This is a genomic window from Actinocatenispora sera (genome assembly GCF_018324685.1).
GTDB lineage: Bacteria > Actinomycetota > Actinomycetes > Mycobacteriales > Micromonosporaceae > Actinocatenispora > Actinocatenispora sera.
The window spans coordinates 5,117,789-5,131,454 of record NZ_AP023354.1 but is presented as its reverse complement, the minus strand read 5'-3'; the positions used below and the strand labels follow the sequence as shown (position 1 = coordinate 5,131,454).

General features: G+C 71.5%; 13 protein-coding genes and 1 pseudogene. 10 read left to right on the top strand and 4 right to left on the bottom strand.

What is annotated here, in order from left to right; translation table 11 throughout:
- Window positions 1–40 precede the first annotated feature (40 nt).
- The gene (locus Asera_RS24295) at window positions 41–991 is read right to left on the bottom strand and encodes a COX15/CtaA family protein (protein WP_035297376.1); all 951 of its coding nucleotides are present in this window, start codon (window positions 989–991) and stop codon (window positions 41–43) included.
- A gap of 209 nt (window positions 992–1,200) precedes the next feature.
- Here Asera_RS24295 and Asera_RS24290 point away from each other — a divergent pair.
- The 8 genes and pseudogenes from Asera_RS24290 to Asera_RS24255 form a co-directional block, all read left to right on the top strand.
- Window positions 1,201–1,884, top strand: a pseudogene (locus tag Asera_RS24290) (helix-turn-helix transcriptional regulator); the annotation flags it as partial.
- Between the two features lie 209 nt (window positions 1,885–2,093).
- On the top strand, window positions 2,094–3,503 hold the full coding sequence (sufB, locus tag Asera_RS24285) for a Fe-S cluster assembly protein SufB (protein ID WP_030447522.1): 1,410 nt from the start codon (window positions 2,094–2,096) through the stop codon (window positions 3,501–3,503).
- Window positions 3,504–3,625: 122 nt separating this feature from the next.
- Window positions 3,626–4,819, top strand: a complete 1,194-nt coding sequence (gene sufD / locus Asera_RS24280; protein ID WP_084131998.1) for a Fe-S cluster assembly protein SufD — start codon at window positions 3,626–3,628, stop codon at window positions 4,817–4,819.
- A gap of 1 nt (window position 4,820) precedes the next feature.
- Window positions 4,821–5,144 carry a non-heme iron oxygenase ferredoxin subunit gene (locus tag Asera_RS24275; protein WP_030447520.1) on the top strand — a complete coding sequence of 108 codons (324 nt, stop codon included), beginning with the start codon at window positions 4,821–4,823 and terminating at the stop codon, window positions 5,142–5,144.
- Between the two features lie 95 nt (window positions 5,145–5,239).
- Complete coding sequence (gene sufC, locus Asera_RS24270; RefSeq protein WP_030447519.1) at window positions 5,240–6,004, top strand: Fe-S cluster assembly ATPase SufC; 765 nt, start codon at window positions 5,240–5,242, stop codon at window positions 6,002–6,004.
- A 12-nt stretch (window positions 6,005–6,016) separates the two neighbouring features.
- Window positions 6,017–7,327 carry a cysteine desulfurase gene (locus Asera_RS24265; protein ID WP_035297478.1) on the top strand — a complete coding sequence of 437 codons (1,311 nt, stop codon included), beginning with the start codon at window positions 6,017–6,019 and terminating at the stop codon, window positions 7,325–7,327.
- Window positions 7,328–7,371: 44 nt separating this feature from the next.
- Window positions 7,372–7,860, top strand: a complete 489-nt coding sequence (gene sufU, locus Asera_RS24260) for a Fe-S cluster assembly sulfur transfer protein SufU (protein ID WP_030447517.1) — start codon at window positions 7,372–7,374, stop codon at window positions 7,858–7,860.
- Window positions 7,860–8,300 carry a metal-sulfur cluster assembly factor gene (locus Asera_RS24255; protein WP_030447516.1) on the top strand — a complete coding sequence of 147 codons (441 nt, stop codon included), beginning with the start codon at window positions 7,860–7,862 and terminating at the stop codon, window positions 8,298–8,300. Before sufU ends, Asera_RS24255 begins: the two co-directional genes overlap by 1 nt.
- Before the next feature lie 75 nt (window positions 8,301–8,375).
- On the opposite strand, the gene Asera_RS24250 is transcribed toward Asera_RS24255, so the two are convergent.
- Window positions 8,376–9,080: a DNA alkylation repair protein gene (locus Asera_RS24250; protein ID WP_030447515.1), complete on the bottom strand. Its 705-nt coding sequence runs from the start codon at window positions 9,078–9,080 to the stop codon at window positions 8,376–8,378.
- Between the two features lie 70 nt (window positions 9,081–9,150).
- On the opposite strand from Asera_RS24250, the gene Asera_RS24245 reads away from it, so the two are divergent.
- The gene (locus tag Asera_RS24245; protein ID WP_035297374.1) at window positions 9,151–9,960 is read left to right on the top strand and encodes an acVLRF1 family peptidyl-tRNA hydrolase; all 810 of its coding nucleotides are present in this window, start codon (window positions 9,151–9,153) and stop codon (window positions 9,958–9,960) included.
- Window positions 9,961–10,187: 227 nt separating this feature from the next.
- A complete protein-coding gene (locus Asera_RS24240; RefSeq protein ID WP_030447513.1) occupies window positions 10,188–11,810 on the top strand; it encodes an ABC-F family ATP-binding cassette domain-containing protein in 1,623 nt (540 codons plus the stop codon).
- A gap of 89 nt (window positions 11,811–11,899) precedes the next feature.
- Here the strand turns inward: Asera_RS24240 and Asera_RS24235 are convergent, their stop codons facing one another.
- Window positions 11,900–12,352, bottom strand: a complete 453-nt coding sequence (locus tag Asera_RS24235; protein ID WP_030447512.1) for a GNAT family N-acetyltransferase — start codon at window positions 12,350–12,352, stop codon at window positions 11,900–11,902.
- Window positions 12,349–13,626 carry an MFS transporter gene (locus Asera_RS24230; protein WP_051802530.1) on the bottom strand — a complete coding sequence of 426 codons (1,278 nt, stop codon included), beginning with the start codon at window positions 13,624–13,626 and terminating at the stop codon, window positions 12,349–12,351. The genes Asera_RS24235 and Asera_RS24230 overlap by 4 nt, the downstream gene beginning before the upstream one ends.
- Between the last annotated feature and the right edge of the window lie 40 nt (window positions 13,627–13,666).

The following is a 13,666-nucleotide window of genomic DNA, read 5'->3' as shown; positions in this document are numbered from 1 at the left end:
CGTACCGCGACGTCGCGATGACCTGCGGTGCCGGGTTGTCTCAGGCGGGGACCGAACCGGGCGGAACCACCTCCGGGCCGGTCACCGTCGCCGGTTCCGGCGCCGGGCCACGGCTGCGGGTGGCGAACAGCAGGACCAGCGCCGCGAGCCACACCGCGGCGGCGCCGGCCATGTGCAGCCCGACCAGCAGGATCGGCAGGTGGGTGAAGTACTGCACGAAGCCGATCACCCCCTGCGCCAGCTCGATGGCGACCAGCGCCACCGCGGCCCGCTGCACCACGGCCGGTGCGCGGGTCGCCCGGAACGCGAACCAGGCCGCGACGCTCGCCCCGATCAGCAGCATCACCGAGTCGGCGTGCAGCTGTGCCACCATGCCCGGGTCCAGCCCGGTCCGCCGGGCGTCCTCGTCGCCGGCGTGCGGCCCGGAGCCGGTGACCACGGTGCCGATGGTGAGCACCGCGACGGTCAGCGCGGCGAGCAGCATGGTCAGCCCGCGCAGCGGCGACCGGACCAGCGTCTGCGCCGGCTCGTCGCCCTCCCGGCTGCGCTTCCACAGCCAGTATGCGATGGCGATGATCAGCACGGTGAACAGGAAGTGCCCGGCGACCACGTACGGGTTGAGGTCGGTGAGCACGGTCATGCCGCCGATGACCGCCTGGGCCGGGATGGTCGCCCCGGACAGCACCGACAGCCAGATCAGCGAGCGCCGGCGCGGGTTCGTCACCAGGGCCGCGAGGAACGTCAACACGACCGCGCCGACCAGGACGAAGGTCAGCATCCGGTTGCTGAACTCGATGTAGCCGTGGATGCCGTACGCCGGGGTGTTGTGGTACGACGCATCGGTACATTTCGGCCAGGTGGGGCAGCCGAGGCCGGAACCGGTCAGTCGCACCGCGCCACCGGTGACCACCAGGACGACGTTGAGCGCCACCGTCGTGAGGGCCAGTCGGCGAACCGTGGTGGCCGAGACCCGCACCCGTTCCAGACTCACCCGGCCATCGTAGGCGCGGACGTTCTACGCGTCGTAGACGGGGTGTGCGGGCTGGTCGCGGGCGGATGAGCGTGAATTGAGGTAAGGCTCGGCTTCGTGTCTTGTTTCACCGCCGCCCCCGTTTGCACCGGCCCCCTGAAATACGTCACACTGATGTTGTGAAAAACGCGGCCAGCTCGACCCCGGATCTCGGGGCGCGCGCGGGCGGTGTGCCGGAGCCACGGTCGTCCGGTCGGCTCGGCGACACCGCCGGTGACGCGCGCGCCCGGGACGGCCGCACCCGGGACGCGGTCACCCGGCTGCTGCTGGAGCGCGGCGCGCTGACCGCCGCCGAGCTCGGCGCCGAGCTCGGGGTCAGTCCGGCCGCCATCCGCCGCCACCTGGACGCCATGCTCGCCGACGGCCTGGTCGCCGACCGTGACCGGGTGGTCCGGGGCCGGCGCCGGCGCGGCCGGCCGGCCCGCGAGTTCGTGCTCACCGACTCCGGCCGGGGCAGCTGCGGCCCGCACACCTACGACGACCTGGCCGCCGCCGCGCTGCGCTGGATCTACGCCTCCGGCGGCGCCGACGCGGTCTCCGCGTTCGTCGCCCAGCAGGTGGCGGCGCTGGAGGACAGCTGCCGCACGGCCATGGAGGACGCCGGCGACGACCCGCTCGCCCGGGCGAACGCGCTGGCCAGCGCGCTGTCCGGCGAGGGGTACGCGGCGAGCGCCTCGGCCCTCGCCGCCGGTGGCCAGCTGTGCCAGCACCACTGCCCGGTGGCGCACGTCGCGGCCGAGTTCCCGCAGCTGTGCGAGGCCGAGACGCAGGTGATCAGCCGCCTGGTCGGCACCCACGTGCAGCGGCTGGCCACGATCGCCAACGGCGACGGGATCTGCACCACCTACATACCCGATCCGCGACGTGCCCGCACGCTCGCGGACCCGGCACCAGCAGAAGACCGCTCGACGGTCGAACCGCCCAGTCACTCGGCGGTTGAACGACCCGCACCACCAGGCCGCGCCGACGGTGTGGCCGAACCCGACACTGATGATCCGAATCCGGTGAGGATGCGATGACGGCAGAGACGACCAACCAGGCGCCGGAGCAGGTGCTCGACCCGATGGCCGCGCAGGCCGAGGAGCTCGAGCGGATCGGCCGCTACCAGTACGGCTGGGCCGACTCGGACGCGGCCGGCGCGACGGCGAAGCGTGGTCTGTCCGAGGCCGTGGTGCGCGACATCTCGGCGAAGAAGAGCGAGCCCGAGTGGATGCTCTCCCGGCGGCTCAAGGGCCTGAAGCTGTTCGGCCGCAAGCCCATGCCGAACTGGGGCGCCGACCTGTCCGGCATCGACTTCGACAACATCAAGTACTTCGTGCGCTCCACCGAGAAGCAGGCGACCACCTGGGACGAGCTGCCGGCGGACATCAAGAACACCTACGACCGGCTCGGTATCCCGGAGGCGGAGAAGCAGCGGCTGATCGCCGGTGTGGCCGCGCAGTACGAGTCGGAGGTCGTGTACCACAAGATCCGCGAGGACCTGGAGGAGCAGGGCGTCCTGTTCCTGGACACCGACACCGGCCTCAAGGAGCACCCGGAGCTGTTCGAGGAGTACTTCGGCACCGTCATCCCGGCCGGTGACAACAAGTTCGCCGCGCTGAACACGGCGGTGTGGTCCGGCGGCTCGTTCATCTACGTGCCGAAGGGCGTGCACGTGGAGATCCCGCTGCAGGCCTACTTCCGGATCAACACCGAGAACATGGGCCAGTTCGAGCGGACGCTGATCATCGTCGACGAGGACGCCTACGTGCACTACGTCGAGGGCTGCACGGCGCCGATCTACCAGTCCGACTCGCTGCACTCGGCGGTCGTGGAGATCATCGTCAAGAAGGGCGCCCGCTGCCGCTACACCACCATCCAGAACTGGTCGACCAACGTCTACAACCTGGTCACCAAGCGCGCCACCTGCGAGGAGGGCGCGACGATGGAGTGGATCGACGGCAACCTCGGCTCCAAGGTGACGATGAAGTACCCGTCGGTCTACCTGCTCGGCGAGCACGCCAAGGGCGAGGTGCTGTCGGTCGCGATGGCCGGCGAGGGCCAGCACCAGGACGCCGGCGCGAAGATGGTGCACCAGGCGCCGAACACGTCCTCGACGATCATCTCCAAGTCGATCGCGCGCGGGGGCGGCCGCACCTCGTACCGCGGGCTGGTGCAGGTGCTGGAGGGCTCCGAGCAGTCCAAGAGCACGGTTAAGTGCGACGCGCTGCTGGTGGACGCGATCTCCCGGTCCGACACCTACCCGTACGTGGACGTGCGCGAGGACGACGTGCAGATGGGCCACGAGGCGACGGTGTCCAAGGTCAGCGAGGACCAGCTCTTCTACCTGATGAGCCGGGGGATGACCGAGGACGAGGCGATGGCGATGATCGTCCGCGGCTTCATCGAGCCGATCGCCAAGGAGCTGCCGATGGAGTACGCGCTGGAGCTCAACCGGCTGATCGAGATGCAGATGGAAGGCGCCGTCGGCTGACCGGTCCGATACCCCGGTCGGCGCCGCGCGCCGTGCCGGCCGGGGGTGCGGTGCCTCCGGCGCGACCCATGCTGACCAGCTGAGCCCCTACGGGCCACGAATTGCAGGAGAACACTCGCACGATGACGACTGACGTACCCGTCGTGTCGCGCCCGCACAGCCACGGGGGCGAGGCGGCGGTGGCCGCGACCAAGCCGGCGGAGACCAAGGCACAGGCACTGCGCTCGTACGCGGTGGCAGACTTCCCGGCGGTGACCGGCCGCGAGGAGGAGTGGCGGTTCACCCCGATCAAGCGGCTGCGCGGGCTGACCGACGACACCTTCGCCGACGGTGGCACACCGCCGGCCGCGCGGTTCGACGAGCCGCCGGCCGGGGTGACCATCCGCCGGGTCGCCGACGAGCCGCGCAAGGGTTCGGTGCTGACCCCGTTCGACCGGATCAGCGCGCTGGCCTACGAGCGGTCGACCGAGACGCTGGTGGTCGACGTGGCGCGCGAGGCCGTGGTCGCCGAGCCGGTGACGGTGCGGCTGACCGGGACCGGGGCCGACGGCGCGTCGTTCGGGCACACGTTCATCGAGGTCGGTGCGCTGGCCGAGGTGACCCTGATCGTGGACCAGACCGGCAGCACCACCTACGCCGACAACGTCGAGGTGGTGGTCGGCGACGGCGCCCGGCTGACCCTGGTGTGGGTGGCCGACTGGGCCGGCGATGCGGTGCAGGCACAGCACCAGAAGCTGCGGCTGGGCCGCGACGCCCGCGCCGTGCACATCGCGGTCAACCTCGGCGGCGACCTGGTCCGGCAGTACGTCTCGGTGGAGTACGCGGGCCCGGGCGGTGACCTGGAGGCCTACGGGGTCTACTTCGCCGACGGCGGGCAGCACCTGGAGCACCGGCAGTTCGTCGAGCACCAGGTGAACGACTGCCGCAGCCGGGTCACCTACCGCGGCGCGCTGCAGGGCGTCGACGCGCACACCGTCTGGGTCGGCGACGTGCTGATCGGGGCGAACGCCACCGGCACCGACACGTACGAGGTGAACCGGAACCTGGTGCTCACCGACGGTGCGCGGGCCGACTCGGTGCCGAACCTGGAGATCGAGACCGGCGAGATCGTCGGCGCCGGGCACGCCAGCGCCACCGGTCGGTTCGAGGACGAGCACCTGTTCTATCTGATGTCGCGTGGCATCGACGAGCTGTCCGCGCGGCGGCTGGTGGTCCGCGGCTTCTTCGTCGAACTGCTGGAGAAGATCCCGGCCGGCGAGCTGCGCGAGCGGCTGGAGGGCGAGATCGACCAGCGGCTGAGCAAGGCCGGTGCCTGAGATGGCCGACTTCCTGCGCATCTGTGGCCTCGACGAGATCGAGAAGGGCACCGCGGTGCACGTCGACATCGACGACGAGCCGATCGCGGTGGTGCACACCGACAACGGCGAGGTGTACGCGATCCGCGACGTGTGCTCGCACGCCGAGGTGCCGCTGAGCGAGGGGGAGATCGAGGGCTGCACCCTGGAGTGCTGGCTGCACGGCTCCCGCTTCGACCTGCGGACCGGTGCGCCGACCGGGCTGCCGGCCACCGAACCGGTGCCGGTCTACCCGGTCGAGATCCGCGACGACGACATCTACGTGTGCCCCGAACCGAAGAAGTGAACCCGGCCGGCGGGCGGCCGGCGTTACCTGGCCGGCGGAAGCCGGCGACGTGATACGGCCGACAGCGGCCGAACGACGAAAGAGCAAGGACTGACGTGAGCGTTCTGGAGATCCGCGACCTGCACGCATCGGTGCAGGTGTCCGAGGACGAGTTGAAGCCGATCCTGCACGGCGTCGACCTGACCATCCGGTCCGGGGAGACGCACGCGATCATGGGCCCGAACGGCTCGGGCAAGTCGACGACCGCGTACGCGATCGCCGGCCACCCGAAGTACAAGATCACCAGCGGCAGCGTGACGCTGGACGGCGAGGACGTGCTGTCGATGAGCGTCGACGCGCGCGCCCGGGCCGGCCTGTTCCTCGCCATGCAGTACCCGGTCGAGGTGCCGGGCGTGTCGGTGGCGAACTTCCTGCGCACCGCGAAGACCGCGATCGACGGCGAGGCACCGAAGCTGCGCACCTGGGTCAAGGAGCTGCGCACCTCGATGGAGAAGCTGGGCATGGACCCGGCGTTCGCCGAGCGCAACGTCAACGAGGGGTTCTCCGGCGGCGAGAAGAAGCGGCACGAGATCGTGCAGCTGGAACTGCTCAAGCCGAAGATGGCGATCCTGGACGAGACCGACTCCGGCCTGGACATCGACGCGCTGCGCGAGGTCAGCCAGGGCATCAACCGGGTCAAGGACGCCGGCTCGACCGGTCTGGTGGTGATCACCCACTACACCCGGATCCTGCGGTACGTGCAGCCCGACTTCGTGCACGTGTTCGTCGCCGGGCGCATCGTCGAGGAGGGTGGCAAGGAGCTCGCCGAGGACCTGGAAGCGTCCGGCTACGAGCGGTTCGTCAACAAGGTGGGTGCATAGGCGATGATCGAGATGACCAGCGACACGCGCGCAGCGGGCCGGCATGGCGGCATGCCGGCGTACACCGACGTGCCGCGCTTCGACGTGGCGAAGGTGCGGGCCGACTTCCCGATCCTGACCCGGGAGATCGACGGTCACCCGCTGGTCTACCTCGACTCGGCCAACACCTCGCAGAAACCGCGCCAGGTGCTGGAGGTGCTCGCCGACCATTACGAGCACCACAACGCCAATGTGGCCCGGGCCGTGCACACGCTCGGTACCGAGGCCACCGACGCGTACGAGGGGGCCCGGGCGAAGATCGCCCGGTTCATCGGCGCCAGCACCGCCGGCGAGGTCGTGTTCACCAAGAACTCGTCCGAGGCGATGAACCTGGTCGCGTACTCGTTCGGGCACGCCGGTGCGGACGTCGATCCGCGGTTCCGGTTGGGCCCGGGCGACGAGGTGGTGATCTCCGAGATGGAGCACCACTCGAACATCGTGCCGTGGCAGCTGCTGTGCCAGCGCACCGGCGCGACGCTGCGCTGGTTCGGCATCACCGACAACGGCCGGCTCGACACGTCCAACCTGGACGAGCTGGTGAACGAGAAGACCAAGATCGTCTCGTACGTGCTGCAGTCGAACATCCTCGGCACGATCAACCCGGTCGCCGAGATCGTTCGCCGGGCGCACGAGGTCGGCGCGCTGGTGATGCTGGACGCCTCGCAGGCGGTCCCGCACTCGCCGGTCGACGTGACCGACCTGGACGTCGACTTCCTCGCCTTCACCGGGCACAAGATGTGCGGCCCGACCGGCATCGGGGCGTTGTGGGGCCGCGCGGAGCTGCTCGACGCGATGCCGCCGTTCCTGGGCGGTGGCGAGATGATCGAGACGGTGAAGATGGAGGGCTCCACCTTCGCCCCGCCGCCGGCGCGGTTCGAGGCCGGTACGCCGCCGATCGCGCAGGCGATCGGGCTCGGTGCGGCGGTCGACTACCTGACCTCGATCGGCATGGACGCGGTGCGCTGGCACGAGAAGGAGCTCACCGCGTACGCGCTGGACGCGCTCACCGAGATCCCGGGGCTGCGGATCTTCGGGCCGGAGGTCCCGGTCGGCCGCGGCGGTACGATCTCGTTCGCGCTGGACGGCATCCACCCGCACGACGTGGGGCAGGTGCTGGACGCCGAGGGCGTCGCGGTTCGGGTGGGTCACGGCTGCGCCCGGCCCACCTGTGCCCGCTTCGGCGTTCCTGCGGTCACCCGTGCCTCGTTCTACCTGTACACGACGACCGAGGAGATCGACGCGCTGGTCCGAGGAATTGGCAGCGTCCGGAAGCTGTTTTCCTGAGCGTGTCTCACCCGACCAGACCGACCCGAGGATCATGACCCGAGATGCAGCTTGACTCGCTCTACCAGGAGATCATCCTGGACCACTACAAGCATCCGCACGGCCGTGGCCTGCGGGAGCCGGACGCGGCCGGGGAGAGCGCCCCGCACGTGGCCGAGGCGCATCACGTCAACCCGACCTGTGGTGACGAGATGACCGTCCGAGTGCACCTGACCGGCGACGGCGACAAGGCCCGGGTGTCGGACGTGTCGTACGACGGGATGGGTTGCTCGATCAGCCAGGCGTCCGCGAGCGTGCTGCACGACCTGGTGTCGGGTCGCACCCTGGACGAGGCGCTGCGGCTGCACGAGGCGTTCAACGAGCTGATGACCGGCCGCGGGCAGGTCGAGCCGGACGAGGAACTGCTGGAGGACGCGGTCGCGTTCGCCGGCGTCGCGCGGTACCCGGCCCGGGTCAAGTGCGCACTACTGTCCTGGATGGCGTTCAAGGACGCCGCCGCGCGGGCCACCGCGGAAACCGCAGGAGGCAACTGATGAGCGAGCAACAGACGCGCACGGTCGACCCGGCCGGGCTGGCCGGCGCGACCGAACCGGAGCCCGCCGAGCAGGCGCAGCCGCCGGCCCCGGCCGACCCGCCGGCCGACGCCGGTGCCAAGGCGAAGATCGAGGACGTCGAGGAGGCGCTCCGGGACGTCGTCGACCCGGAACTCGGCATCAACGTGGTCGACCTCGGGCTGGTCTACGGGTTGTACGTGGACGACGAGAACACCGCGATCGTGGACATGACGCTGACCTCTGCGGCCTGCCCACTGACCGACGTGATCGAGGACCAGGCGCAGCAGGCGCTGTGCGGCGGGCCGAGTCCGCTGGTCGGCGGCGTTCGGATCAACTGGGTGTGGATCCCGCCGTGGGGCCCCGACAAGATCACCGACGATGGCCGCGAGCAGCTGCGCTCGCTCGGCTTCAACGTCTGAGTGCCGCCCGGGACCCGGTTCGCCATCGTGCGGGCCGGGTCCCGGTGTGTGCGGCCCGGCCGGACCGGCGCGCGGTCAGCCGGCGAGGTGCTTGAGGGCCTCGCGCACCGACAGCGGCGACATCCGACCGCGGTGCGCCGACACGTACCGGCGGACCGCGCCCGGGTCGGTCTTCGCGTACTCCCGGAGCGCCCAGCCGATCGCCTTGCGGACGAAGAAGTCCGGATGCGTGGACTGCTCGGTGCAGTACCGGAACAGCCGCTTCGGGTCGGTGCTCTCCCGGTAGTGCAGCTGGTGCAGCAGCGCGCTGCGGACCAGCCAGCGGTTGTCGGACAGTGCCCACCGGTCCATCAGCGAGACCAGCCGCGGGTGCCGCGCCACGAGGCCACCCACCACGTGCGCGGCGAGCGGGTCGACCGTGTCCCACCACGACTTCGTGGTGATCAGCTGCTGCACCGTGGGCGCGAACGAGGCGGAGCACACCCGCACGTAGCGGCGCAGGTACCCGCAGGCGAAGTACTGGTACTCCCGCTCCGCCCGGTCCCAGCAGGCGACGGCGACGGCCACCAGGTCGGGCTCCGATGGCCGCGGCAGGGTGCCGATGGCCTGCCGGGCCAGCAGCCGTTGCCGCGGCGCCGGGATGCCCAGGAACGGGAACTCGCCGCGCATGTACCTGGTCATCGCGGCCGCCCGCGTCTCGTCGCGGGCCGGCTCGTACAGGGTGTCGAGCCGGTCCAGTACCCGATCGGCCAGCTCGGTCCCGCTCGTGGTGTCGGCCACGCCTTCAGGATCGCGTACCGTCGGCGGGCAGGAAGCGAAGATCGCCGGATCGGCGTGTCGGGAGGTCGCGGTGCCGAAACCACGTCCGGCGGCCGGCGGCGGCCGGTGGATCCCGCTCGACCCGGCCCGCCTCCCGCGCTGGCTGGACGGCTTCGCCGACCGGCACGGCGCCCCGCTGGCCTGGTCGAGGATTCCGGACGGTGCGGTCGCTTCGGCGCCGGACGGCGCCCGCGCCGAGTGCCACCTGCCGTTCGGCTGGCCGGCCGAGCCCGCGACCGGGGATGAACCCGGCACCACCGCCCCGGTGCTCGGTGCGGGTCCCGCCGGGACGTCCAGCACCGACGGTGCCTCGGCGCTCGGTGCGGATAGGACCGGCACCGATGGTGCCTCGGTGCTCGGTGCGGATTCCGCCGGGACGTCCGGTGCCGGGGTCGCCGCGCTGGTCGCCGCCGCGGTCGCGACGCGCCGGGTCGGCCTGCTGCTGGTCCGCCGCGGCGCGCACGCGGTCGGCGTCGCCGACGGCGACCGGCTGGTCACCTCGAAGGTGGACACCCGGTACGTGCAGGGCCGTACCGCCGCGGGCGGCTGGTCGCAGCAGCGGTTCGCCCGGCGCCGGGACAAGCAGACCCGCGAGTCGACGGAGGCCGCCGCGGACCATGCCGCCCGGCTGCTGTCGTCCGAGCCGACCCTGTCCGGGTTGGTCCTGGGCGGGGACCGGGCGCTGCTGAGCGCGGTACTCGACGATCCGCGGCTGCGGCCGGTCGCCGCGCTGCCCCGGGTGGAACTGCCGGACGTGCCGGAGCCGCGGCGTGCGACGCTGGTCGAGGTGGCCCGGCGGTACCGCGAGGTCCGGATCCGGCTCACCGAGCCGGGGGACTGATGCGGACCACCTGGGAGAAGAACCGGGTCCCTGCCGATGCACACGGGCCTGGTGGCGACGGGTCGGCTTGGCGTAAATCACTGGCGGGCCGCCCGCGGTGCTCCGCTACACTTGTCGGGTGCTCCTCTGCGAAGACTGACCAGCCCAGCACCGACTGAGATCGCTCAGCCGGTGCTTTCGTGTGCCCGCGGTCGGTCCCCTTTCCCTCAGAGAGGCAGCGTCATCCCATGATCACCGTTTCCGGTCTGGAACTGCGTGCCGGATCACGCATTCTGCTGTCCGACACCGCGCTGCGGGTGCAACCCGGTGACCGGATCGGCCTGGTCGGCCGCAACGGTGCCGGCAAGACCACCACGCTGAAGGTGCTCGCCGGCGAGGGCACCCCATACGCGGGCTCGGTGGATCGCCGCGGCCCGATCGGCTACCTGCCGCAGGACCCACGCACCGGTGACCTGGACGTGACCGGCCGGGACCGGGTGCTGTCCGCCCGCGGCCTGGACACGCTGCTGACCGAGATGGCCAAGCTGCAGACCGCGCTGGCCGAGGCGGCCGACGACGGTCAGCGCGACAAGCTGGTTCGCCGGTACGGCAACCTGGAGGACCGGTTCGCCGCGCTCGGCGGGTACGCGGCGGAGGCCGAGGCGGCCCGGATCTGCGCGAACCTGGCGCTGCCGGACCGTTCGCTGGCCCAGCCGCTGCGCACCCTGTCCGGCGGGCAGCGCCGGCGCATCGAGCTGGCCCGGATCCTGTTCTCCGAGGGGGCATCCGGCGGCACGCTGCTGCTGGACGAGCCGACCAACCACCTGGACGCGGATTCGATCACCTGGCTGCGCGGCTTCCTGTCCGGGCACAAGGGCGGCCTGATCGTGATCAGCCACGACGTCGAGCTGCTCGCCGACGTGGTCAACAAGGTCTGGTACCTGGACGCGAACCGCTCGGTGGTCGACGCGTACAACATGGGCTGGAAGAAGTACCAGGAGCAGCGGGAGACCGACGAGCGCCGCCGGCGCCGGGAGCGGGCCAACGCCGAGCGCAAGGCCGGCGCGCTGCAGGCGCAGGCGGCGAAGCTCGGCGCCAAGGCGACCAAGGCGACCGCCGCGCAGAACATGGCCCGCCGGGCGGAGAAGCTGCTGTCCGGGCTGGAGGAGGTCCGGGTCGCCGACAAGGTGGCCAAGGTCCGGTTCCCGAACCCGGCGCCGTGCGGCAAGGTTCCGCTGACCGCCCGCGGCCTGTCCAAGTCGTATGGGTCGCTGGAGGTGTTCGTCGACGTCGACGTGAACGTCGACCGCGGGTCCCGGGTGGTCATCCTCGGTCTCAACGGTGCCGGTAAGACCACGCTGCTGCGGTTGATCGGCGGGTACGAGCAGCCCGACACCGGCGAGCTGGTCCCCGGGCACGGCCTGCGGATCGGTTACTACGCGCAGGAACACGAGACCCTCGACGTCGACCGGTCCGTACTGGAGCACATGCGCACCGCCGACTCGGCCAACGGCGGCAAGCAGACCGACACCGACCTGCGCAAGATCCTCGGTGCGTTCCTGTTCTCCGGTGACGACGTGGACAAACCGGCCGGCGTGCTCTCCGGTGGCGAGAAGACCCGGCTGGCGCTGGCCACTCTGGTCACCTCGGGCGCCAACGTGCTGCTGCTGGACGAGCCGACGAACAACCTCGACCCGATCAGCCGGGAGCAGGTGCTGGACGCGATCTCCCGGTTCCCCGGCGCGATCGTGCTGGTCACCCACGACCCGGGCGCGGTGCAGGCGCTGCGGCCGGACCGGGCGATCCTGCTGCCCGACGGCGACGAGGACGCCTGGAGCGACGACCTGCTCGAGCTCGTCGAGCTGGCCTGAGGCCGGCCGTCCGGCCCGACGCCGTGGCCCGGCCGTTGCTCGACGGCCGGCCGGTGTCGGTGCCGGCCGGCAGGCGGCCGGCGGCGGGGTCAGAGCGCGAGCTTGAAGCCCACGTGGCTCGGCACGAAGCCGAGCCGGGTGTAGAAGCGGTGCGCGCCGTCCCGGGTGGCGTTCGAGGTCAGCTGCACCATCCGGCAGCCGCGGTCGCGGGCCTGCCCGATCGCCCAGGCGATCAGATCGCTGCCCAGTCCGCTGCCCCGGTGCGGCTCGGCGATGCGGACCGCCTCGATCTGCGCCCGCCAGCCACCGCGGTGCGACAGTCCCGGCAGGTAGGTCAGTTGCAGCGTGCCGACCAGCGCACCGTCGAGCTCCGCCACGGCGAGGTACTGGTTCGCATCGGCGTCGATCGCGGCGAACGCGGCGAGGTAGGGCACCGGGTCGTCCGGTGTCTCCCGGCCCGCGCCGAGTTGGTCGGCGGCGATCAGCGCCACGATCGCGGGCACGTCGGCGGGGCGGGCCCGCCGTACGGTCAGTTCGGTCATGTCTGCTCCTCCACTGTGGACGGTCGGGTGGCCAGGGCCCAGCGGGTGACCGGTACCAGTGCCGCGCCGGCGACCGCGAACAGTGCGGCCAGGGCCAGCCATCCGCCGAGCCCGAACCGGATGGCGGTGTTGGTGGTCAGCGCCGGCGCCAGCATGCTCGCCGCGGCGAACCCCGTGTTGTACAGGCCCTGGTACGCGCCGGGTGCGGCCGGATCGGCGAGCTCGTAGCTCAGCGCCCAGCCGGCCGCCGACGACAGCATCTCGGCGACCGCCTGCAACCCGGTGGCCGCCAACAGGATCAGTACCGCCGCGACCGGTCCGACGCCGTGCGCCAGGCCGTACACCGCGCAGGCGGCGGCGAGCAGCAGCCCGGCGCGCCGGGCGACCCGGGCCGCCGGTGCCGGGTCGGCGATGTTGCGGGTGGCGCGCACCTGGAACAGTACGATCAGCACCGTGTTGGTGATCATGATCGCGGACACCACCGCGGCGGGCGCCTGCGTGTGCCCGACCACCCACAGCGGCACGGTCACGTCGATCAGGCTGAACTGGATGGCCAGCACCCCGTTGAGCGCGGTGACGGCGAGGAACGCCGGGTCGCCCAGCGCGCCGAACCGCCGGCCGCGGGGCGCGTCGGCCGCACGCCGCGCCGGAGTACCGGCCGGGATGCCGCGCAGCAGCAGGGTGGTGGCGAGGAAGGTCGCGGCGTCCACCGCGATCAGGGTCAGGTAGCCGCTCCGGGTGTCGATCGACAGCGCCACCGCGGCGAGCGCCGAGCCGGCGCCGATCCCCACGTTGGTGACCGCGCGCAGGTAGGCCCGGCTGCGTACCCGGCTCTGCGCCGGTAGGGCGGTCGCGAGCATCGCGTTCTTGACCGACCGGCCGCCGGAGTCCAGCGCGGTCACCACGCAGGCCACCACCAGGAAGGCCGGGAACGAGCCGACCAGCGCGTAGCAGCTCAGGCCGACCGCCTGCGCCAGGTAGAGCCCGATCAGCAGCCGCTTCGCGCCGAGCCGGTCGGCCAGCTGGCCCAACGGAATCCCGGCCGCGACCCCGCAGGCGCCGGCGATGGTGAGGCCGAGCCCGACCTGTACCGCGGACAACCCGACCGAGCGGGTGAAGAACACCGCGCTGACGGTCATGAACAGGCCGTTGCCGAGCGTGTTGATCAGCGTCTGTACGGCCAGCCGCCGGGTCACCGTGTCCTCCGGCACGAGGCCGGCGAGCCGGTTGCGGACGGTGGTCCTGAGGGGGGTGTCCGGTGCCGTGCTGAACATGCCTCCAGTCCATGTCACGCCGTGCGATCGGCCAATGGAT